The organism is Dyadobacter sp. HNCC25DJ186 (assembly GCF_056895235.1).
Map to the genome: position 1 here is coordinate 416,715 of NZ_JBXHAS010000003.1, position 24,161 is coordinate 440,875.

At 40.9% G+C, this 24,161-nt stretch carries 18 protein-coding genes; 12 read left to right on the plus strand and 6 right to left on the minus strand.

Going from position 1 to position 24,161, the window contains the following annotated elements:
• Positions 1 to 42: 42 nt before the first annotated feature.
• The 8 genes from AC1XUO_RS11540 to AC1XUO_RS11575 all read left to right on the plus strand — a co-directional run bounded on the left by AC1XUO_RS11540 (position 43) and on the right by AC1XUO_RS11575 (position 11,206).
• Positions 43 to 870 carry a transketolase gene (locus AC1XUO_RS11540; RefSeq protein WP_483329944.1) on the plus strand — a complete coding sequence of 276 codons (828 nt, stop codon included), beginning with the start codon at positions 43 to 45 and terminating at the stop codon, positions 868 to 870.
• Complete coding sequence (locus AC1XUO_RS11545; protein WP_483329945.1) at positions 863 to 2,857, plus strand: NAD-dependent epimerase/dehydratase family protein; 1,995 nt, start codon at positions 863 to 865, stop codon at positions 2,855 to 2,857. The genes AC1XUO_RS11540 and AC1XUO_RS11545 overlap by 8 nt, the downstream gene beginning before the upstream one ends.
• Positions 2,854 to 3,774 (plus strand): transketolase family protein, encoded by a 921-nt coding sequence (locus AC1XUO_RS11550; RefSeq protein ID WP_483329946.1) that lies wholly within the window; start codon positions 2,854 to 2,856, stop codon positions 3,772 to 3,774. Before AC1XUO_RS11545 ends, AC1XUO_RS11550 begins: the two co-directional genes overlap by 4 nt.
• Positions 3,771 to 5,465 (plus strand): hypothetical protein, encoded by a 1,695-nt coding sequence (locus tag AC1XUO_RS11555; RefSeq protein ID WP_483329947.1) that lies wholly within the window; start codon positions 3,771 to 3,773, stop codon positions 5,463 to 5,465. The genes AC1XUO_RS11550 and AC1XUO_RS11555 overlap by 4 nt, the downstream gene beginning before the upstream one ends.
• A gap of 2 nt (positions 5,466 to 5,467) precedes the next feature.
• Positions 5,468 to 6,571 carry an acyltransferase family protein gene (locus AC1XUO_RS11560; RefSeq protein WP_483329948.1) on the plus strand — a complete coding sequence of 368 codons (1,104 nt, stop codon included), beginning with the start codon at positions 5,468 to 5,470 and terminating at the stop codon, positions 6,569 to 6,571.
• Positions 6,572 to 6,647: 76 nt separating this feature from the next.
• The gene (locus tag AC1XUO_RS11565) at positions 6,648 to 7,391 is read left to right on the plus strand and encodes a glycosyltransferase family 2 protein (RefSeq protein ID WP_483329949.1); all 744 of its coding nucleotides are present in this window, start codon (positions 6,648 to 6,650) and stop codon (positions 7,389 to 7,391) included.
• Between the two features lie 98 nt (positions 7,392 to 7,489).
• Positions 7,490 to 10,177: a DUF3352 domain-containing protein gene (locus AC1XUO_RS11570; protein ID WP_483329950.1), complete on the plus strand. Its 2,688-nt coding sequence runs from the start codon at positions 7,490 to 7,492 to the stop codon at positions 10,175 to 10,177.
• Positions 10,178 to 10,180: 3 nt separating this feature from the next.
• Positions 10,181 to 11,206, plus strand: a complete 1,026-nt coding sequence (locus tag AC1XUO_RS11575) for a hypothetical protein (RefSeq protein ID WP_483329951.1) — start codon at positions 10,181 to 10,183, stop codon at positions 11,204 to 11,206.
• Positions 11,207 to 11,225: 19 nt separating this feature from the next.
• Here AC1XUO_RS11575 and AC1XUO_RS11580 read toward each other — a convergent pair whose 3' ends face one another.
• Positions 11,226 to 12,482, minus strand: coding sequence for a cation:proton antiporter (locus AC1XUO_RS11580; protein ID WP_483329952.1), 1,257 nt, complete (start codon positions 12,480 to 12,482; stop codon positions 11,226 to 11,228).
• Between the two features lie 219 nt (positions 12,483 to 12,701).
• On the opposite strand from AC1XUO_RS11580, the gene AC1XUO_RS11585 reads away from it, so the two are divergent.
• From AC1XUO_RS11585 to AC1XUO_RS11600, 4 genes are all read left to right on the plus strand, one after another.
• Entirely contained in the window at positions 12,702 to 13,835 is a 1,134-nt protein-coding gene (locus AC1XUO_RS11585) for a lipase family protein (protein ID WP_483329953.1), read from the plus strand.
• A gap of 22 nt (positions 13,836 to 13,857) precedes the next feature.
• Positions 13,858 to 14,370 (plus strand): DUF1648 domain-containing protein, encoded by a 513-nt coding sequence (locus AC1XUO_RS11590; protein ID WP_483329954.1) that lies wholly within the window; start codon positions 13,858 to 13,860, stop codon positions 14,368 to 14,370.
• 164 nt (positions 14,371 to 14,534) lie between these two features.
• A complete protein-coding gene (locus AC1XUO_RS11595) occupies positions 14,535 to 15,242 on the plus strand; it encodes a hypothetical protein (protein WP_483329955.1) in 708 nt (235 codons plus the stop codon).
• 78 nt (positions 15,243 to 15,320) lie between these two features.
• The gene (locus AC1XUO_RS11600; protein WP_483329956.1) at positions 15,321 to 17,054 is read left to right on the plus strand and encodes a M14 family metallopeptidase; all 1,734 of its coding nucleotides are present in this window, start codon (positions 15,321 to 15,323) and stop codon (positions 17,052 to 17,054) included.
• 84 nt (positions 17,055 to 17,138) lie between these two features.
• On the opposite strand, the gene AC1XUO_RS11605 is transcribed toward AC1XUO_RS11600, so the two are convergent.
• The 5 genes from AC1XUO_RS11605 to AC1XUO_RS11625 all read right to left on the minus strand — a co-directional run bounded on the left by AC1XUO_RS11605 (position 17,139) and on the right by AC1XUO_RS11625 (position 24,142).
• Entirely contained in the window at positions 17,139 to 18,134 is a 996-nt protein-coding gene (locus AC1XUO_RS11605) for a DUF6807 domain-containing protein (RefSeq protein WP_483330397.1), read from the minus strand.
• A gap of 182 nt (positions 18,135 to 18,316) precedes the next feature.
• The gene (locus AC1XUO_RS11610; protein ID WP_483329957.1) at positions 18,317 to 19,657 is read right to left on the minus strand and encodes a Gfo/Idh/MocA family protein; all 1,341 of its coding nucleotides are present in this window, start codon (positions 19,655 to 19,657) and stop codon (positions 18,317 to 18,319) included.
• Between the two features lie 30 nt (positions 19,658 to 19,687).
• Entirely contained in the window at positions 19,688 to 21,034 is a 1,347-nt protein-coding gene (locus AC1XUO_RS11615; protein WP_483329958.1) for a 3-keto-disaccharide hydrolase, read from the minus strand.
• 191 nt (positions 21,035 to 21,225) lie between these two features.
• Positions 21,226 to 22,143 carry a sugar phosphate isomerase/epimerase family protein gene (locus AC1XUO_RS11620; RefSeq protein WP_483329959.1) on the minus strand — a complete coding sequence of 306 codons (918 nt, stop codon included), beginning with the start codon at positions 22,141 to 22,143 and terminating at the stop codon, positions 21,226 to 21,228.
• Between the two features lie 307 nt (positions 22,144 to 22,450).
• On the minus strand, positions 22,451 to 24,142 hold the full coding sequence (locus tag AC1XUO_RS11625; protein ID WP_483329960.1) for a RagB/SusD family nutrient uptake outer membrane protein: 1,692 nt from the start codon (positions 24,140 to 24,142) through the stop codon (positions 22,451 to 22,453).
• Between the last annotated feature and the right edge of the window lie 19 nt (positions 24,143 to 24,161).

Genomic DNA, 24,161 nt, shown 5'->3' on the forward strand with positions numbered 1-24,161 from the left:
TTTGTACTCAGATAACAGCAGACATCAACACTAAAATTGGCCATGACCGCAAAGGAAATATTAAATGAACCCAGACAGATCAGCGGAGAGTTGCGGCTGAAATTACTGGGACTTTATAATCAGGCGAATGCCGGACATATCGGCTGCTCATTAAGTTGCATCGACCTGATGATCGCCATCCTATTTTTAAATAAATCAGAAGAAGATACTTTTATTTTATCCAAAGGGCATGCGGCTGCTGCACTTTATACCTGCTTGAACGTTCTTGGCGAAATTACCGACGAAGAGCTCTCCACATACTATCTGGACGGGACAACGCTTCCTGCACATCCGGCTCCGGGACAATACAAAGGAATTCCTTTTGCAACAGGTTCTTTGGGACATGGCCTTCCAATTGCGACTGGTATCGCTCATGCCGCCAAAATAAGTGACGAAGATAGTTATGCTTTCGCTTTACTGTCTGATGGCGAGACCAACGAAGGAACTACCTGGGAAGCTGCGCATTATGCGATTCAAAACCAGCTTGATAATCTCTTTATGTTTGTTGACAAAAACGGGTTGCAAGGTTTCGGTCCTACGGACAAGGTATTGGGAGAAACTGCGTCTCCTGAAAAATGGCGGGCCATCGGGTTTGAAACCGTTGAGATCGACGGACATGATATTCTTACGATACACCAGACAATTACCGAATTAAAAACCCATAAAAACGGACTTCCAAAAGCCATTATTGCACAAACTGTGAAGGGCAAAGGGGTTTCCTATATGGAAAATAAACTTGAATGGCATTATCTGCCGATGAATGCTGAACTTTACCAGCAGGCCACTCAGGAAGTTACGGAACGATATCTTAATGAACTTACGAATGCTTGATCATTTACCGCATTACCGCGATAAAATAGAACAATTAAAAGGACCGATTTTCGTATTTGGAGCCAGTGGTTTTATCGGGGCAAACCTTTTCAACGATATTTTTAAAATCAGAAAGGATTGTTATGCACTCACACATGATGCGACAAAAGCCTGGCGGTTAAAATTAATAAATGTTCCGTTTGAAAATATCATTCACTGCGACATCCTTTCGGACAATTCTGTCCGTGAAGTTTTTGAGCGATATAAACCTCAGACGCTATTCAATCTTGCGGCCTACGGAGCTTACAGCAAACAAAGCAGCGTCAACCTGACTTACGAAACCAATGTGATCGGGACGGCAAATATTCTGCAAAATTGTAATAAGGAAACTGTATACATTCATGCTGGGAGCAGTTCGGAATATGGCTTTAATTGTACATCACCGAAGGAAACTGACCGAGTTGAACCAAATAGCCACTATGCCGTCTCCAAAGTTTCGGCTGCATATTTGTTGGAATACTACGCCCGCGTTTTTGAATTAAAGACTTTAAATCTCCGACTTTATTCAATTTACGGTTATTGGGAAGAACCTGACAGGTTGATTCCGAAACTCGTTGAAAGTGTAAGACAAGGCCAGCTTCCTTCTCTGGTGTCTCCGGATATCAGCAGGGATTTTGTATTTATAGAAGATTGTGTCGAAGCGTTTTTGGACGCTGCGCTGAAAATAAACAGCACCACATCCGGTAAATCATATAATATCGCCACTGGTCGTAAAACTACGATTGGTGACCTGGTTGAAACTTCCCGTCAGACTTTTGGTATAAAACAAGAGCCGAAATGGGGAAGTATGTCAAACCGGAAATGGGATTTGGCAGAATGGTATGGTGATCCTGATGCTTTTGAAACAGATTTTGGCTGGAAAGCGAAAACCTCACTGGAAGATGGCTTGTCAAAGACAAAAGCATGGCAGGATCAGATCAGATATGAGGATACTATTCTTCCTGCGTTCCTGAACCCGAAATTAAATCCGGTCATCACGGCCATTATAGCGTGTTACAAAGATGCTCAGGCGATTCCTTACATGTATGAAAGGATCGTCAAAACCTGTAATGAGCTGAAAGTGCGTTATGAAATAATTTTTGTTAATGACAATTCTCCTGACAACCAGGAGGAGGTGATCAACAAAATTTGTGATAAAGATCCAAACGTGGTTGGTATCAGCCATTCAAGAAATTTTGGCTCACAAGCTGCATTTCTGAGCGGAATGGAAATAGCCACTGGCGATTGCGTTGTGCTTATGGATGGCGATTTACAGGATCCACCCGAAATTATTCCTGCATTTTATGAAAAATGGATGGAAGGATTTGACGTGGTTTACGGCGTACGCGTGCAGCGTGAAATGAAACCACATATTCATTTTTTCTATAAAACTTTTTATAAAATATTCCAAAGTCTAAGTTATATCCCAATCCCGCGTGACGCTGGTGATTTTTCTATGATCGATAGAAAAGTGGTGAAGGAACTTGTTGATTTGCCTGAAACTGAACAATTTCTTCGTGGATTACGTGCCTGGGTTGGTTTTAAACAAACAGGAGTTCCTTACGTAAGACCGGAGCGGATGTTTGGCGTTTCAACAAATAACTGGACGAAAAATATCTGGTGGGCAAAAAAGGCGATTTTCTCGTTCAGTTTTGCTCCTTTGGAATTGATGAGTTATGCAGGTTTTACGCTGACAGGTCTATCGATTCTGGGAATTATCTGGCAAATTTTGGCAAAACTATTTTTCTTCCCGGATACGCCTCAGGGTATCAGCACAGTTATTGTACTGATCGTTTTCTTCGGAGGATTGACCATTTTGGGGATTTCATTCCTTGGAGAATACATCACGAAGATTTTTGAAGAGACGAAAAAACGGCCAAAATACATTCGTACCCGTATCAGAAGAGGAGCAAAATCTTACAAAACGGCTGACGAAATACGCACTTTGGTAAAACAGTTAAGAAAATGAGAAAAGAATTTTCAGCCGCTCTGGAAAAACTTGTTACTGAAGACGAATCCATCATCTTTATTACCGGAGATTTGGGTTACGCGGCTTTGGAAAGTTTACAGGCTAAGCTTGGCAAGAGATTTATAAATGCAGGTGTGGCCGAACAGAATATGGTCGGTGTCGCAGCTGGATTTGCACATAAAGGATATAAGGTTTTTTGTTACAGCATCGCTCCTTTCATCGTTTACCGCTGTCTGGAACAATTCCGTAATGATGTTTGCTTTCACAATCTTCCGGTTTTTATCGTCGGAAACGGCGGTGGTTATGGTTACGGAATTATGGGAAGTTCCCATCACACCCTTGAAGACATAGCTTGTTTAAGTGGATTGCAAAATGCAAATGTTTGGGTACCTGGTTTTGCAGACGAGGTTGAACCCGTAATCCGACAAATGGTAGCGGATGGAAAACCTGCTTATCTGCGTTTAGGTTTTGGGAAAAATGCGCCTGAAAATAGTTATACATCCGGGTCTTTCAAGGTAATTCATGAAGTTGAATCCCCGGAAATAACCGTTTTTGCATTAGGTCCGATCGCCAACAATGTGATTACAGCACTGGATCAGTCCGCAGAACTTGGAGAAAAAGTAAATGTGATAAGTGCTTTGCATTTTCCTCTGGAATTGACGGATGAAATCATTCAACTTGTTGAAAAAGCACCAGCCATCCTTGTCGCAGAAGAACACGTCAGCACAGGCGGATTGGCACAGCAACTTTCCGTTCAATTATTGGAAAAAGGTGTGAAGATTCATTCATTCAAGAGTTTGAAAGCCGAAGGATATCCGAACAGAAAATACGGAAGCCAGGCATATCATCAAAAACTTTCTGAACTTGATCCGGTTTCAATCGCCGCGCATATTCACCAGCTAATCATTCCCGCATGAGCAAGGGAGTTTTAACGCTTCTGGTTATTTTCATCATTCTGATCCCGATAGGAGTTTTCTTTGGGATATGGGATTTTTATGCCCTAAATATTCCAAAATGGGATGACCATGCGTTAAAAGCTTTTATTGTAGAATATTCTCAGGCTGGGTCATGGCAGGAGAAATTGAAAGCCATCTTCAAACAACATAATGAACATCGGATTGCGCTGGACAGGATTTTTACCTGGCTGGATTTTTCTATTTTCGGAACATTGAATTATCGTCACCTGATGACGATTGGTAATTTGTTGTTGCTCGGCGTCATTCCGCTTTGGTACATTCTCCTAAAAAATAATAAAAAACCTCTGTTTGCCCTGGTTCCGGTTCCTTTCATCTGGCTGACGCTGGCTTTTTGGGAAAATATGTACTGGGGAATGGCTGCTATTCAGAATTTCGGGGTCATCACGTTGGCACTTTGGACGATTTATTTAGCTGTTAATCCGAAACCGATTTACTTTGCACTTGCCATTTTGATGGGTGCGCTGACCATTTCTACCAGTGCAATCGGAATTTTAATCTTACCGATTTGTGCAGTATTACTATTCCTTTCCGGTGATCGGAAACGCTCGGTGATACTGGCGCTTGCTAGTGCAGCAGGTATTTTCGCTTATTTTTGGACGTACAAACAACCTGAAACAAATCCGGAATCCAAAGCTTCCCTTTTCCAGCTGGCAAAAGGTTATATGGCGTTTTTAGGATCATTTGCAGAATCCATTCCCGTAAGAGACCATTTCGGTGCTTGTGTGGTGATGGGCATTGTTTTGTTTCTGGTTGCAGTTTCAATCGCATCGACGATTCTTTTTAGAATTACAAAGAAAAAATATACTGTAAAATTTGAGCGGATTACGGATTTATTCTGCCTTGGCGCCATTATGTTTATTCTGGCTACCGGTTTGATCGTTGTATATGGTCGTGCCGGTTTCGGATTGGAAGGTTTGATCACCAGCAGGTTCAAAATATATTCGGTATTGCTTTTAATGGTCGCTTATTTATATGTCGTCATACCGATACGTGGCAGCTTTTTATCGCCATATATCACTGCAATTGTATTTTTGGCGATAACTTTTAATGTATTCAGTTATCACTATCATTTGGTAGATGCATATAATTTGCGGAAGATCATGACGACAAGCCAGTTCAACTGGACGTACACAGACAAAGATTTGAAGGTACCGGCAGACACGTCATTTGCTGCCAGAATTGTAGAAAAAACACCAGTTTTCTATACCAAATGGCTACCCTTAATTGAAATTGCAGACAGACAGGGTTATGCCGGGAATTCACGGGCGCTGATGGAATTATATGCATCTACAAAATTTGAAAAGTCGAAAAACAAGCTTATCGTTAAAAACGCAGCATTCAAAAGTCAGCGTTTACAGGATAGTGGGATTTATATTCTCCTAAGTTCCAACAATCGCTTTTACGTGTTTCCAACATCACGAAGCCGTAATACGAAACGCAAAGAGTTATTTTTGAAACAATATTATTTTGCATCCGGGTTTTCCGCTGAAATACCGTTTTCGGAATTAGAAAAAGGAAATTATAAGGTTGGTATTATTCGTCAGCAAGGAGACGAAACGGGCATTCTCTTCCAACAGGATAAAATTTCCGTTGACGCTGTAAGTCAGAATAAAGTTAAAGTTAATTGGTAGCTATGCACGCAACTTCAAAAGGTCATATCATACAACTCGACGGAATCCGCTTCATTGCAGTTGCGCTTGTGCTTATCGACCATTTTTACACCGGCGTCAATGTGATTCCTTACGGTAAACTAGGCGTTACAATATTCTTTGTTTTAAGTGGATTTTTGATCAGCAGAATTCTTCTAAAAAGTAAAGAAACATACGAGCCGCAGCCCGAAGGATTTAAAAAATATATTCGTAAGTTCCTGATCAGAAGGACTATAAGAATTTTCCCAATTTATTATCTGCTGCTTGCTATTTTATTTATTTTGAATGTGCCGCCCGTTCGTGAGAAATTTGCGTGGCTGGCATTGTATGGGACTAACATTTATATCGCCGTATATCAAACCTGGCTCGGCTCATCAGATCACCTTTGGTCACTGGCCGTGGAAGAACAGGTTTATCTTTTCTTCCCATTCCTGATATTTTTCGTTTCCAGAAAAAATCTAATTCCCTGGCTCGCCGTGATGGGCGTATGCAGTGTTTTGCTCCGTTTCTATTTTTATTTTTCGGGAAAAGATTGGAGTGTTTCTTACGTGACAATGCCGGCTTGCCTCGATTCTTTCGCACTGGGCGGATTAATGGCCTGGCTTCAGCTTTACAAAAAAGAAACATTTTTAAAACTTTTCGATAAAACCTGGCCAGTGGTATTAGCGCTTCTTGGCTGGATATTAATGCAGTACTGGAACAAATCCTACGACAATATTCACAATGTCGTGGATGTAGTTTTTGATCGTCTGGTATCTTCCATTTTCAGCTTTTTCCTTATCGGACGGGCAGTTACGGGATACGGAGGCGCGATGCGACTTTTCCTTGAAAATCCTGTCAGTGTTTATCTGGGCAGGATCAGTTATGGGATTTACCTCTATCACAACTTCATTTACAACCATTATCACAGCGGTCCAAACCACCCAACCGTCAGGCTGCTGCACAAGATTTACCGTAATTTTCCGGCACTGGAAGGTTCTCTGACATTTGAAGCTTGTCTCTTTTCGTTATTAACTATTTTTGTTGCATCGCTTTCCTGGCATTTCTTCGAAAAACCAATTAATTCGTTAAAAGATCGTTACGCTTAGTAAATAAAAAATATCCAATTTTAGTATACAGGCTTTTTTCCTTAATTTTGCATCAACATACCAAATAATTCTCTGCATGACGTTCCTTCTTAGTATAGTAATGCCAGCATACAATGAACAAGATTGTATCGAAAAAGTAGTACATAACTGGACCAGTTTCCTGAAAAATAAATTCCCGAACGACAATACCACACTAATCGTTATTAACGATGGTTCAAAGGATAATACAAAAATTCTTTTGGACAAGCTGGAAAAAGAAGTAACGAATCTTACCGTTGTCAATCAAAAAAATGGTGGTCACGGAAATGCTGTTGTGAATGGCTATCGCAAAGCTTTGGAATTAAACTCACAGTATGTATTCCAAACGGATAGTGACGACCAGTTTATTTCAGACGATTTTGACAAACTTTGGAACAAACGCAGCCAGTCAGACTTTATCCTTGGCTATCGTGAAGTACGTCACGATGCTGGTGTCCGTTTGTTCATAACCAAGTTTTTAAGAGCGACGATCTCGTTCGTTTATGGAACTTTTATCATGGACAGCAATATTCCTTTCCGTTTGATTAAAGGAACATTTCTTCAAAAATTAATGAATCAACTTCCAAATCCCGAGCCTTTCGCTCCGAATATTTTCTTGTCGGTTATGGCAAAAAAATCTGGTCAGGAGTTGTTTGACATACCGATTACCCACAAGGACCGCGAAACCGGAGAGGTGTCGATCGTGAAGTGGAATCTTTGGAAAGTTTGTATCCGCAGCTTTAAAGAATTGCTACGTTTCCGTCTGGAACTAAACCAGCACGTGAAAGCGATCCGTGCTTAATAAAGAGAAAACAGCTCAAATTGAGTATTTTTTATATTTATAAATAAATACAGCTTCCTGTAATTCGTTCTACAAGAAACTGCCTACTCATTAAGCCCGTGTCGAAAAAACTAATTATTACTATCCTGCTGGCAGCCATTCTGGTTCCGGCAGGATATTTTCTATTCAAATGGTCACGTGGGTCCGCGGCCGCCTGGAAATATATTCCTTCAAATGCAGTCGTTGTGATCACGAGTGAACATTTACAGGATTCCGTTTATCAGGCAACCGATGCAAAACTGGATCTGAAAAGACTGCCCTTTCTGGATATAGCGAGTGATAACTTGTCGCTGTTGAACTTGTTATCCCCGGATGTTAAAAAGCTGAATAAGTTTTTAAAGGGCAAGAATATTTCCTACTCCTATCACCCCAGAACGAATACGGAATGGGCTGTGGTGATGTATATTCCGGTTGATGAAGAGCAGGACGTCAAGTGGTTAGACAGTCCGCAGCATAATGGAATTCGTGTTCTGCACCATACCTTCCAGGATAACAGGATCACGGATATCAATGATACAAAATCACAGCCGCTTTTTTCGTATGTGATAAAGGACAATTTCCTGATTCTAAGTTACTATGGTGATTTGATAGAAGATGTTGTGCGTGCATCGTCGTTGAGCATCTCCAGAGCTGATCTGCAATCAAAATTTGCTAAAAGTGATGATTCCAATTACGGAACGAGTATTTATTTGAAAAATGAAGCCTGGAAATCGGTGATACCAATAACGAATCATGGCAGTAATTTTTCCGAGTTTGCTCAGGCTTTTCCAAAATATCAGGATTATCATGCAGAAAATAAGGATACAGAAAACAAGCTGCAGTTAATATCAAACGGTACAGATTCTCCGGATTATTATATTACCAACTGGTTAAAAGATAACTCCGGACTACCTTTTAAAGGGCACAAACATATATCTCAGCAGACTTCTTATTTCTATCGTTTTGCAGTAAAAGAAAAGGCTGACTTTCAGAAGCAATTTCTGAAATGGCATAAAAAACAGAAATCTGAAGCCTGGCAAAAACTGGTTTATCATGTTGGAAAAGAAAGCACTCTGCTGCTGGAAAATCTGGGTTCAGAGTTGATACTTTGCCAGCTCGAAGAAAACAACAGCATCAGCGATGGCAAAATTTTGCTCGCCGAATTTTCAAATTACGATAAATTAAGACCTGTTCTTAAAAAACTCGCGAAACTTTCAACGCCAGAATCGAATGTTTCGACGGATCAATTTCAAGGTTATGATATTTATTCCGTTGCCATTCCCGAGCTGCCTGCCGGAATTTACGGATCCATGTTTTCCGGTTTTCCGAGGACGTACGTAACCTATATTGCGCCCTATCTCGTGATGAGCAATAATTCGCAGGTACTTCAAAATTACATTGTGGATTATGAAAACCAGCTAACGTGGAAACAATCGCCGGAATATGATAGTGTCCTGACGAGTGCAAAATCTGATGCACAACTATCGCTGGTTGTCAATCTAAGAAAAGCGCAGTCACGTGGTGAAGGGTTGAGTGCAAAATCTTACACCGATTTGTCAGCGAAAATTGAGTCGGTTATTTTACAATGTCGTTACGACGGCAGCGATGCTTATCCGGAAATTACACTGAACCCAAAGAAAAGACAGACGGCCAACAAAGTTCTTAACCGCACTTTCCTGAATATTGACATTGAATGGCCGGTTTTATATGATACTGAACTTACCGCGCTGCAAAATCCGATTGACGGTACTTCGGAAGTTTTGTTAACCGACGAAGAAAATAATCTTCTACGGGTCAACAATTTGAAAACAGGAAAAACGGAAACGATAACAAAATTAAACGGCCCAATTGTCACATCTGCTTACAAGGTTGATTTCTTGAATATTGGCCGTCAGCAACGGATTTTCGCAACGTCCAGTTCTGTATATGCTATTGACGAAGACGATTCGACGCACGTGATTACCAGTTTCTCAAAAGGAATTCCGTCGGCCAGTGCGATCACAGCCTTGTATATGATCGATGGTGGCGAAGATGGTAGTAACCGGTTCATAGTCAGTGACGAAATGGGCGAATTATACATCTGGGAAAGTGTAATGAAAAACATTCGCAAATTGAATGTAGCTAATCGTTTTGACAATATTCAAAGCCCGGTTATTTCGCTGAACCAGATTGGGAACAGAAACTATATAATTACACAGAGGAATGGAAAAATATTTCTCTTAAAATCCAATGGTGCTGTACGTGAAGGCTTTCCGGTTGACATTCTGGCCAGAACAGAAAGCCCGTTTACCTGGACTCAAAACCCCTCCACGGGCCAGTCCGAGTTAGTTGGTGTGAGTGTATACGGTGAATTAATCCGCATCAGTATGGATGGAAAGATTAAATCCCAGACTCAGCTATTGCGGCCAGAACCTGCGAGCCAGTTTAAAACAGTCTTTGACCGGAATTCTCTGGACTGGATTTTGGTCAGAACATCTGCAAACAAGGCCGCATTTTTGACAAAAGATGGAAATGAGCTTTTTGAAATTAAAAATCTTTTGCCAAATTCGATTATCCAGTATCATTTCTTTGGCGTTGATAACCGTTTCATCACGATCCGGTCAGGAAACTATACCACCATTTTTGATATGACCGGAAAGCGTCTGGGCGACAAACCTATACCTTCCGAATTGAAAGTTCAATTAACCTATTTGCCATCCTACTCCAAACTACTTATTTTCAGCCGGTCTGAAAAGAAAGTTCAGGTATGGTCAATTAAGCTGCGTTAGTTTATGAAGTATATCAAGTACCTATGTTTAGTACTATTTTCTCTGGTCTGGCTGGTGGGATTAAGTCCTTCCATTTATGCCAAACTCGGCGAATGGAAATTAATCAAAGACGGATACCAATTCGGGGATTTATACAGATTATCGAATCTCCCCCAATTTAAAGATCCGGTAAAACCATGCCCAAAACAGGTAAATGTGACGAAAAGAAGCAGTGCAAAAAAGGTCTGTCTGTATATCATCGGAGATAGTTTTACTGAAAAAGAAAGAGTTGGAAAAGACGATTTCGCTGTAGACGAATACCAGTATGTGCACTGGGACAATATCCTGCATATAAAACCGGATACTACGAAAACTAATATTTTATTGATGGAATGCGTGGAAAGGCATTTCAGAGAAAAAATGGTGTCTCCTATCCAGAACATTATTCCTGATTCGGCGACATTTGTCATGTCCGGGCCGGAACCTTCTTTTATGCAAAAACTGGATCACGCTTTTGCCGCTGATCCGGCAGAAACGCGGCTTGATGTAGCGTTTTTTCAAAATGACTGGATGTTGAAAATTAAAGAAATGAAGGCTGCTTTTACGTATAATTTCTTTCACCGGGCCGATAAAAAAGTGACACTGGTGAACGATGACAAAAGCCTTGTTTACTACATGGATACAGATACGCCAAAAAGCACATCTTCCTTTTCGAAACTTGCGGACACTGAGCTCGATACGATGATGACAAATCTTGCAGAAAGCCATTCAATCGCTAAGAAACTAGGTTTTGATCATGTTATTTTATCTATCATTCCCAATAAAGTATCGGTTGTTATGCCTGAATATGGAGAATATAACCAACTGATCAGCCGTGTTTACGCACATCCTAAACTGGATATGCCTTATATAGATGTTTTGGCGGATTTCAGAAGAATGAAGGAAAAGTCATATTTAAAAGGTGACTCACACTGGACTTGTCAGGCGCAGGATGTTTGGTTGAGCAAGACGAACGATCTTATAAAAAAAGTTGCACAGGAGAATAAATAATTTCCTGCGCTACGTTATTTTAAATGATCGCTTCTTCGGCATTTTCAATCTTTCCTGTCAGTTTTCCAACCGTTAGTCCCTGGACAATAATGGAGAAGAGAACTACGAAATAAGTAATCGCCAGTAGTAAATTTTTATTGAGGTCGTTATCGATGGACAACGCCAATGCAATAGAAACACCTCCCCGCAAACCTCCCCACACCAAAATAATGATCGATTTTTTTCCAAACTTCTTACGGAACGGGATGATTTTAACAGGAATGTAGATTGAAACAAAACGAGCGAAAAGCACGACAAGGATAGAAATCATTCCAATCCAGAAATATTGTCTCAGGTCGGGAATCAGTAATAATTCAAAGCCGATGATCAGGAATAATAGTGCGTTCAGGATTTCATCAATAAGCTCCCAGAATTTATCCAGATAGTCCTGCTCGGTCTCGGTAATGTTACCAAGGTTTTTTCCATAGTTACCAACCATCAATCCAGCAGCTACCATAGCGAGTGGCCCCGACATGTGCATTGCTTCGGCAATCAAATGACCACCCATTACGATCGCGAGCGTGATAAGCACGTGGACATTGTAGCCATCAACTTTGTTATTGGCATGTGAACCGATAAATCCAAGCACGACGCCAAGTAATATTCCTCCTAACGCTTCTTTGGCAAGCAACGTTGAAATTCCTGCAAAAGAGGTATTAACTTCTTCGCCTCTTGCCAACGCCAGCATAATGATAAAAACCACAACCGCCATACCATCATTAAAAAGAGATTCTCCTGCAATTTTAGTTTCCAGTGATTTAGGTACGCCAGCTTGTTTCAAAATCCCCAGCACAGCGATCGGGTCCGTAGGAGAAATCAGCGCACCGAAAACCAGGCATTGGATCAATGGAATTCCCAGCCCAAGCCATGGCAATATTTCATACATCAATAATCCAATCACAAAAGTGGAAATCACGACACTGATCGTTGAAAAAACCATGACCGGAATTCGCTGTTCTTTAAGGTCTTCAAGGTGAATATGGATGGCACCGGCAAAAAGTAGAAAGTTTAACATTGCGCCCATCAAAATTTCTGTAAGATCGATGCTTTGAAGCAGCGTAGTGACTCTGTCGAAAGTGTGCGGAAATATATTATCGGTCGCTAATAATCCAAGAGAGACGAGAAGTGCGATGACCATGACACCAATAGAAGCGGGCAATTTTAAAAACCTTGCATTAATGTAAGCAAAGATGGCGGATATGACAATTAAAACAGAAAACGAATAGTATAACTCCATGAAAATATTTTTTAGACTGGCTAAAATAAAAAATTAATAGCAGCCATAAAAATGAAAATGCCTTGTAATGCAATCTTTAAGGGTATTCTAATAACTCAGCAAGCGGAAATTAAATGCAGATCGGCAACAAAAACCGGCTTAAAAACTTACCGGTAACTCGATTCATATAACCTTCGCACAATATTAATTTTTATATTTACCTGATATCAAATTACGGCTATGATCACACTTCAGGTACATTCAAAAAGACTGGTGAAATATTTTTCATTTCTTCTATGGATAGCTCTTTTCCTGATTTCGACGAGGCAGGTGAATGCCCAAAACATGATACTGAAACCTGGTTTTGACAAATCAGAATATGTTGAGCTGATGCACATGCATGCAAGACTTTACGATACTACAAAAAATAAACTACCATTTCCGGTTCACTTCCAATATGCTTACCGGTCGCCTGTGATGGGAATGGATAACCGCTGGGATCTTTGGGTGAATGATAAATCCAATGTGGCAGTAGTTAATTTGAGGGGCACAACGGTAAATCCTGTGAGCTGGCTGCAAAATTTTTATGCAGCAATGGTTCCTGCGAAAGGAGAATTGAAACTTTCCAATAGCTTTACTTTTGAATATCATCTGGCCGACAATCCACGCGCGGCGGTTCATGTAGGCTGGCTGATCGGTGTTGCTTACCTTGGAACCGACATGCTGCCTAAAATTGATTCCTGTTATAAAAAAGGAATTAAAAATTTCATCATTATGGGCCATAGCCAGGGTGGCGCACTGAGCTACCTGATGACCTCGTATTTATATAATCTTCAAAAAGAGAACGTCATTCTAAAAGATATCCGTTTTAAAACTTACAGCAGCGCCGCACCAAAAGCAGGAAATGTTTACTACGGTTACGAATATGAAAGCCTAGTCGATGGAGGCTGGGGAATAAATATCATCAACGGCGCAGATTGGGTTCCTCAGACACCTTTTTCCGTCCAGACTTTGGGTGATTTTAATGATGTCAATCCATTTAAAGACATTGATGCCGTTGTAAAAAAGCAGAAACTTTTCACCCGCGTCGCGTTGCGTCATGCCTACAAGCAACTCAAAAAACCAAGTGAAAAAGCGCAGCGCAATTATGAAAAATATCTGGGCGGTTTTGCGTCCAAAATGGTGAAGAAAACGCTACCGGAATTTGCTCCTCCAACTTATTCCCATACTGCCGATTATGTACGCATAGGGCCTACAATCACTTTACTTGGCGACGAAGAATATTTCAAATTGTTTCCCGATTCAGAAAAAGACGTGTTTGTACATCATCTTTTAGACCCCTATTTATTCCTTATAGAGAAATATAAACGCTAAATTTGCAGTCAAAAATGATCTGATGGCAAAATCTTCAACTTCAAAGAAAATAAATCCAAAATCCGGGTTTTCCAAAATCGACAAAATGCTGGATACTGCTGGCTGGTTTGGCCTGGCAACGCTGGTTATTATTACGGTTTTTACTTATTTCCGTGTCCCGGATACCATACCGGTTCATTTCAATATTGTAGGAAGACCCAACGGTTTTGGAAATAAACTTTTCCTTTTTGCTGTTTTGGGTATCGCATGTTTCATATTTTTCTCAATCACATTGACGATTAAGTATGTATTTGCCTCACCTAAGGCTACTGCCATTCCCAATAAAAATCTGGACTTTGCAATCAGGATTGTAAGATTTTTGAAACTGATGGTCATGATCGGTTTTATTTATATTATGGTCATTACGAACCTAATCGTTGACCACGTCACAGATGGGCTTGGATCATTCTTTTTGCCAGCCGTTGTGATCACTTTACTTTTCCCTGTCGCCTATTTCTTCAAAAAAACAATGCGGGAAAAGTTAATGAAAAGATAGTTATTCTGTTGCTGGCACAGTTTTCCTTGTATGAATAGCTGGATTACTTAATCCAAAATTTGGCGTCTAATCAACCATAAGGCACTTTCCCGCTTTATTTTAATTGTTTACGGGAAGTACTTTTCTGAGAAGACCAGATTTTTAAGCTATTCTAATCAAAATTTATGGAAGACAAGAATAAATTCGCAGTTGAGGTTTCGTCATTTACTACCATTCAGGAACTTCCTGGTTCATGGACTAACGAGGATTACAAGGCATTGTTAGTAAAAATGGATTACGAAAATCCGGAAGAAATTCAGGCATCGGAGCTGAAAGAAATGTGCTTTATGTCAATTACCGACTATGAACCAGCGGAGGCAGCGAAAGTGGTTTTGGAATATTTGATCGAGGATGAACTGACAGATGGCCAGATTGAAAATTTGTCGCACCAGATGCTCACAGAAAAGCTTTGGGAGGAAAATCCAAAACTTGACCTTCACATCAGCTTTTATGAAGCGACGCAACTTTTATACGAAGCCTACAATGGGAAATTCCCAAGAGCAGAAGCGGTAAGATTTCAGTTGAAAATTTCGGGCGAAAATCCTGAAAGCCTCTCTATTTTCGAGGAAAACCCGAAGGCGCCAATCGTCCGAATTCTTGCCCAGGGAATGTCGGATCACAATCTTGTCAACCGTCTTTTTGGTGATCAGGTGGAAGGCACAACTTTCGAAGAAGCTGAAAACATTATCTGGCAGCTCGAAACAGTTGATAAAAAAGATAATGAAATCACTTTTGATATCGTAAGCTCAACATATTGGCTGGACGATATTAAATATGCGAATAGTTATGAAGCAACTTCGCATGCCGATAATGTTGCTGAAAACGAAGAATAAAACGTCATTTTCTGACGGGGAAATTGCATATCGACAGTCTTATCACTAAAATTGTCTTTATGCAATTTTTTTATACCGATGCAAAAATTCCTACTATCTCTATTTTTATTTATTTCCACTGTTTCCCTGGCGCAGTATCAGACGCGATTCGAAAAAAGTGGTGGAAAGGAAACTCCAACCTACGAAGAAGGAATTGCCTACTACAAACTGCTGGCGAAAAATTTTCCACAAATCCAGATCACCGAAAAAGGTTTGACAGACAGCGGGAAACCTTTAAGTCTGGTACTTTATTCAAAAAATAAATCTTTTGATATAAAAAAACTAAAAGCACAGGGAAAGGCCATTCTTTTTATTAACAATGCCATTCATCCCGGCGAACCTGACGGCGTGGATGCTTCCATGCATTTGCTCCGCGACATTGCCACGCATCCAGAAAAATTCCCGGAACTTGATAGTGTTGTCCTGGCCATAATTCCCTTTTACAATATAGGCGGCGCTTTGAATCGTAACAGTACGACACGTACAAACCAGGACGGCCCTGTGGAATATGGCTTTCGCGGTAATGCCCGGCACTATGATTTGAATCGGGATTTTATTAAAAATGATACAAGAAATGCAAAAAGTTTTGCAGCTATTTTCCACGAGCTTGATCCTGATCTTTTTGCTGATACACACGTAAGCAATGGCGCCGATTATCAGTATGTTATGACGCTCGATTACGCACAGCAAGATAAGCTGGGCGGTTCGCTGGGAAAATTTCACAAGGAAACTTTCCTTCCGTTTATGTATCAATTTCTGAAAGATGCAGGCTTTGAGGCCACACCTTATGTAAACACATTCGGACAAACGCCTGATAAAGGTTTCACCCAGTTTCCTGACTGGCCCAGGTATTCAACAGGTTATGCAGCACTTTTTCATACGATCGGTGTCATGACGGAGACGCACATGTTGAAGCCTTATGACCAAAGAGTAAAGGCGACGTATGCCTATTTGCACGGAAATCTGAAGGTGCTGGCGAAATACAGAAAACAGATTTTACGGATGCGCTATGAAACGAAGGAAGCAGTAAAAACGCAGGAAAAATTCGCAATCACGTGGCAGAACAACAAAGAGAAATTTACTGAAATTGATTTCAAAGGTTACCAGCCTGAATATTTTCCCAGCAAAATCAGCGGAAAAGACAGACTTCATTATAACCGCACCAAGCCATTAAATGTAAAAGTGCCTTTTTATGATACCTATGAGCCTTTGGAAATTGTGAGCAAACCGACTGCTTACATTATTCCGCAAGGTTGGTTCAACGTTATTGAGCTTTTGAAACTGAATCAGGTTCAAATGATACCGATTGAAAAAGACGAAGAACGGGAAGTTGAGGTTTATTATATTCAAAGTTACGATGCACCGAAAACGCCTTACGAAGGACATTACTGGCACACAAACACGGAACTGCGCACAGAAAAGAAAAAAGTAAAGTTCCGAAAAGGTGACTGGTATATCCCGGTGAATCAATGGACAAACCGATATATCGTCGAAACGCTTGAACCCAAAGCAGTCGATTCGTTTTTTAAATGGAATTTTTTCGATTCCATATTACAGGCCAAGGAAGGATATTCCAGTTATGTTTTCGAGGACTTGGCAGCAGATCTTTTGAGCAAATCGCCTGAGCTTCAACAAAAGCTCGAAGAAAAAAGAAAATCAGATGAAGCGTTCGCCAAAAGCGGAGATGCGCAGTTGAGATTTATTTATGAAAATTCACCACACAGAGAGAAGGAATATATGCGTTATCCGGTTTTTCGTGTTGTGGAGAAATAATTAAAAATATAAATTAAAAGCCACCTGTTTCGCGAGTCGCAAAACAGGTGGCTTTTAATTACAAACATTATTTATCTAAAATTCTTATTTCACTTTCGCAAAATCTGCTGCGATTGCATTTAAGGAATCGTCTGAAAGATGTTCAGAGGCTACTACCAAACGGTAACGAAACGTAGTTGACTCACCATTTTTCAATTTAAAATCAAGCACTTCTTTTCCGTTACTAAAAGGCTTTTGACCCAGCGGATTCACTGCGAAAAGGCCATATCCTCTTGCATGAAAATAGGCAGGATAACCAACATTTTTGGGATGGTCAATAATAGCAATGCTGATATTTTCATCCTTAATTTTACCAGTCAGATTACACCATTTCGCTCTTTTTGCCCAAACATCTTCTCCGGTTACACCGTTGCTGTTACGGTAATTTCCAGTAATTCCTTCATTATTCAAAGAAGGTACTTTCGTTGCAATACCAGAAGCATCCGTAAATATTTCCGGTTTGGTAGAAGGAAGTTCCAGCGCTCTCGCAACGCGGATTGCAAACATTCCGTCTTTGATATCCGGCATTGCAACGTCTCCGTTTACTGCCGTCAAAGTCGTCAGGCGATCAACAGTTCTGTTATTTCCCTTACCACTAAAAACGTAAGTCGTTTTTTCCTGCAAAGTTAATTTACCGTCTTTGTCAACCCAGTCCGCAGTTACAGAAAGTTCTCCTTTATCTTTTCCGCCCTTCATACTGGTAATACCCGTATGTATGATGGTGCCGTAAGCACGTTTGGCGTGGTCCACAGCGTCTGAATTATTCCAGTAATCGTTTCCGTTTACGTCTTCATAATTCAGCCAGACGCCCACATGGTGCGGATGATCTACGCGCTCACCCGGACGAGGGTCCAAAGGCCAGCCACGCGTAACGACCGTTCCCTTTGCCGTCATGACCGGATAAAGAACCGCCTTTTTTAAAACATCTTCACCTGGATAGAAATAAGAAGTGAATGGTTTCCCATCAATACTCACTTCAACTTTTTTATCTTTTTTATTATCCACCAAATCCACTTTCTGAGCCTGAACCAATCCGGTCATCGCGATGGAAAAAGCAGCAACTATTATGCTGGTATGTTTTAATTTCACAATCCTGAGGTTTAAGGTTTAAACGCAGAGTCAGACAAGCCGCCACCCGCGTGGTTTAACACGGACTCCAGAGATTATATTTTGAATCTCCTACCCTGCCTGACTTTTCACCACCTCTGCGTTTAACAAATAATTTAACTTAGAACGATGTCGCTTTTCTTTGGATCCCAGGTAACTTTTTTACCTGTATGCAAAGCTTGTGTTGACATAATATTGGCAACCGAGTGATTGAAACCGGCACGCGCTGGCGCATTTGGCTCTTTACGGCTACGAACACATTCCATCCAGTTACGCATGTGAAGCGAAGTCATAGGGTCAGATCCTGTGTTTGCATCCGTTGCTATTTTATCGCCAGCTTTCAAAGAAGTTTCAGTCAGTAAGTTGGCTTTCATTCCCATCGCCTCAGCAGCCTTTGCTGTAAGTCCACCCTCAGAAGTAATTTTATTGGTATCAAGATTGATCATACCACCATTTGAATAGTAATATTCTTTCACATCGCCGGCAGCCTGGTGCATACGGGCCGAGTAAATAACCTGGAAACCTTTATCAGGATTATCGAACGGACCATAATCGAACGTAGCCGAAAATGTATCGGCATTGGTACGACCATCTTTCCAAACATACACACCACCATTTGCCACAACACTGCGCGGTGCTTCCAATCCTGAAAACCAGTGAACTGTATCAATTTGGTGCGACATCCATTGTCCCGGAAGCCCGGATGAATATGGATAAAACAAACGATATTCAAGATAGAAACGAGGATTCCATTCTACTTTTGGACGGTTTAACAAGAAACGATCCCAGTCAGTGTCTTCTTTTCTAATTTGTTCAACAAGCTCTTTACGTCTCCAGCGACCAGGCTGATTCACATTCCATGTCATTTCGACCATAGAAATATCTCCAAATTTGCCTGATTTTATGAAGTCATTTGCAGCATGATAGTTCGGTGCGCTACGGCGCTGCGAACCTACCTGAACAATTTGTTTTGAGCTTTCAACAGTCTTCAAGGCAAGTTTTCCATCAGCCAGAGATTCTGCAAAAGGTTTTTCAACATATACATCACGGCCGGATTTTACCGCCTCAACGCAATGAAGCGCGTGCTGAAAATCGGCAGTACTGATAATCACGGCGTCCACATCCTTACGAGCCAATAATTCCTCGTTGTTACGTGCTTTAACAAATTCGCTGGCAGACCAGCCCTTTCCTTTTATAAACTTTTCAGCTTCATCACGACGACGGTTCCATAAATCGGAAACACCCATAAATTCGAAATTCAATTCTTTCGAATGCTCAGCAAAACTAGGTGCCAATGAGCTACGGAAACGGTCGGAAAAACCGATTATTCCAACACGAACGCGATCATTGGCACCTAGAATACGACGGTAGCTAGACGCATTCACTGAATTGACACTCACCGCTACTCCGGCAGAAGCCAAAGCTGCCTTTTTGATAAAATCTCTTCTACTGGTCATGGTTATATGGAAATTTTGAAAGACTACAATCTATTTACTCAATACTTTAACTTTCAGGCTACGGAAAGAAACGTTATCTCCGTGATCCTGCAATAGCAAATATCCCTTCTCAGAAAGACCAAATCCTTCAAAGCCCTTGAACTTTGATTCTGCTACCAAGTCTTTAAAAGACTGAGATCCGCGGACATACTCTACTACTTTATGATTATTTAAAAAGTGCTGAACAGTGCCGTCCGGATGAACCACAATGCGACCCAAATTCCATTCCCCAATTTTTTTGATTGCATTATATGGTTTTTCCGAAGCGATCAGATCGTAAAGTGAACCAATAGTCCGGTTACCATTTTTTCCCATTTTTGCATCAGGATGTTTTGCGTCATCAAGCACTTGAAACTCTAATCCAACACCAGATTTTCCACCCGAATTAAACTTTTTATCGACAAAATATTTAACGCCACTGTTCGCACCTTCTGTCAATTTGAATTGAAACTGATACTCAAAAGCTGGTCCGTAAAGTTCTTTTGTAACAATATCATTTCCTGTTTCAGATCCATCTGATTTTGCAATCGTGATGGTACCGTCGTTGTAGGTCCAACGTTTTTCAGGAAATGCAGCCCCGCTATATGACTGCCACTGATCCACTGATTTTCCATCGTACAACAATTTCCATCCCTGCGCCTTTTCTGCATCCACCAGCGTGTTTGGAATAAGATTTACAATACGAATATTGGTTTTCGGACTTGGTTTGAGGTTTGTAGTTTTTATACGTACATTTTTCCAGCTCACCTGAGTACCTTCCAGGCTATTGTCTTTATTTCCAATGGAATGAACCTGTAAGCAGATGAAACCACTCGGCGTTACGTCATCAACAACATCCGCAACCGGCACACCATTGACGAAAGTCCTAATTGAATTTCCGATAGCTTCGATACGGTATTTGTTCCATTCATCTTTCTTGAATGCCTTTTTACCTTCCGGATTTATGTCAAGCGAATACAGCCAACCGCGGCGCGCTTCATCATAAAGTCCACCCGACCAGGCTCTGTCGCTCGGATCGATCTCAACCTGATACCCGTGAACACGTCCGTCCTGATAATCGGGCTTGGAAAGACTTCTGATCTGAATTCCTGAATTCAGCTTGTTATCTACTTTTACGTCTAACTCTAATATAAAATCACCATAATTTTTTTCGGTAGTTAAAAATGAATTGGGCGTATCCATCACGGATGTACCAACAATGGCTCCATCCTTTACTTCGTATTTTGCTTTTCCGTTTAATTGTTTCCAACCGGAAAGATCTTTTCCATTAAACAGGTCCTGCCAGCCATCTTTTGATTTTTGCGCGTTTGCATTAAAAAAGATACTAGCTAAGAGCATTGCTAAAAGGCAAATTCTCAATTTATTCATCGGGATTAAAAAAATATTATGATCACTAAAAAAGGCGAGAAGACTAAAATGCTATTATTTAGTCTTCTCTTCATATAACGATGTTTTCTGCAAATTACCCTTACAAAACGGCTTTAATGTTACCTGGATAATAAATAATTTTTTACAGATCATCACAACGATCAACCCAGCGGATACTTCAACGTTTCCGTAATATATTTTTTATTTATCTCTGCACATACCAAAGGAGATTTATCGGGATCAGGCACACCATCCAGTTCGATCACGGCCCAGCCTTTGAATTTGATTTTGTTCAATGCGTCAAATACCGCCGGCACATTGACCCGACCTTGTCCGAGTTCCACAAACTTATATCCATTTTTAGTTTCTGCCGGCTTGGTATCCTTCAAATGGAGCGAATGAATGATATTTTTATATTTGACAACCGCCTCCTCAGGTTCTCCTCCACCCTGTTTGTAATGCGCAATATCCAGCAGCAGTTTCGCATATCTTGGATCCATAGCCTGCACGATAATATCCACTTCTTCCGGAGTTTCGCCGAGTTGGTTCATGTGATTATGGTAGACTGCCTGTACGCCCAGGTCAGCTGTTTGTTTACCAATTTCATTCATTACCTGCGCAAGTTTTTTCAGCTCCTCTGTTGTTGGTTTTCTATCTTTTGGCCTTAAACTGTTGGTCAGTTGAATCGCGTTTCCACCCAGTGCTTTTACAAAACTGGCATGCGCAACGTGCGTGTCAACAGTACTTTCAAACTTTGCAGGATCTATCTCAACATTACCGCTTGAAAACATGCAAAGTGTGAGATTATGTTTTATCAGTGAATCTTTTAATTCCGAAACTTTATTACGATACGGACCGAAAGTATTTGCCCTCAACTGAATTCCTTTAAAACCTAAACCTGCAAGATCAGCCATAGCCTGTTCATCCTTACCTCCCCAGGTTATGGCTGAATAACCGATTTTCATGTCTCCCTTTTTCAACATTGTCTCCGCCCATGCAGAAGAAGTTAGAAGTGCTGCTGCGCCAAGGGAAAAATTGCGCAGGAAAATTCTGCGGTCTGAGGTATCAATTGTTTTCATGAATAACTTTTGATTTTAGGTTTAGAAATGCGTTTTGTTTTGATGACGAGTTTAATTTCAAAAGGGCCCTGACCGGAACAGTCGTCTAACATTCAAATAAATTGAAAATTGTGTTCCCGATCTGAGATGAAATATTTTTTGTCACACTATTATTTATTGTCGAAAAAGACAAAACGCCGATAATGATCAAAGACGTATTTTGAACGTTCCTCTGTATGAAAAAAACAGGCAGAGATTTAGGATAACCAAAAAATCTCTGCCTGTTTTTATACTATGTTAAAATCGAATCCATTCAAGCTATCGTGTATTAGTAGCCAGGATTTTGAGCAAAAACAGATACACCTTCTGCATTTTTTGCACTACGGTCAATTTGCGTTTGAGGTATCGGTCTTATTAAATGTCTGTCTGCTACGTTGGCAGCTGCCTGGGGATTGTATTTTTTGACACGATCTACCAAGTTACCCCAACGTTTGAGATCCATCCAGCGCGTTTGTTCACCTGCCAATTCTCTCGCTCTTTCTTCCATCAGCAATTCAAAGGTCATCTCAGATTCCTTGATAGCCATGGCGTCTTTTTTACCGGCCCAGCCAGCTCTCGTACGTACCACATTGATCGCAGCGGTTGCATCTTTTACATTACCGGCACCCAGTTGAGCCTCTGCAAGCATCAGATATGTGTCGGCCAGACGGAATACAAAATAGTCACGACTTCCTGCTTCATACGTCATATCGGGACGTTTCGTATCAAAAAACTTTTTCAGCGTAGGAAACAAAGCCTCAGAATATTTGCTCGGCACCAAAACCTGATACTTCCTTTTAGCTCTGTCTTCTTTTGACATTTCAAACCCTGGGATAAAAATCGCAGTATCGCCTGAAGCAAAAGTTACGCTGGCCTTCGAGTCATCAAACGCCGTGTTATAGGTACCCGGTTTGTTGGACAACCATGTGTCTTTAAAGGTCTTTTTGTAACGTGAGTCATTGATTCTGTCTCCAAAAACAACATCAGTAAGATATGTCGTTGGTCTGAGTCGCTTAAATGGGCGCCCATTTAATACATCACGCTGCATACCGGCCTGAACGTCATATTGCATACCAAAGAAAAGGTGCAGGTTATTCCCTCCGTTGACCGCTCCGGTATTGTTGGTAAGGTTAGTAAGCGGGTCAGAAGTATATTGAGCTGCCCACACGATTTCCGTGTTCCGCTGATTTCCTTCATCAAAAACACTTGCAAAATCGTCCAGTAATTTAAAACTGTAATTTGTTGTCACACTTTTACAAAGATCAGCCGCCTTGGTGAAATCATCCGGTGCTTTTTGTGCAGAATATGCTTTCGCGAGGTAAACTTTTGCCAGTCCCATTTCCACAACAGGCTTGATGATACGGCCATACTGTGCAGAAGTAGCAGGTAAGTCAGCCATGGCCTCAGTCATGTCTTTGATAATTGCTGCGTACATCTCCGCATCAGTATATCGTTTCGTTTCTTTGGTAGCTACCACAGTTTCTGTCAGGCGTAAATCTACGCCGCCGTATTGCTGAAATAAAATGAAGTAATAATGGGCGCGAAGAAATTTAACCTCCGCAATGCGCAATTTTTTCACGTCATCACTTACACCAGTTACATTTGGTGCTCTGTCTATGATCGCATTGCAGGTATTGATCCCGCGATAGAATTCATCCCACAAGATCGCCAGATAGTCGACAGTCGGGTTCATTTGTGTATCGTAGAAATGAAAACCCTTATAGCTACCATCAGCTCCTGTTGCGTATATATCCGTTCCGTATTCGGTCATGGTCAATCCTAGCTGTGTTGCGTAATAAATCCGCAATGCTGAGTAGGCAGAGTTGACGCCATCTTCAAATCCTTTGGGCGTATTCAGGTAAGCATTGTCGATTCCTGATACCACTACTTCGTCCAGCAAGTTGTTACAGGCCTGCCCGGATAACATCATAGCGGCTATGGCAACAACTTTTACAGGTTTTGTTATATATTTAAAATTCATGTCTCAGTCAATTAATTTT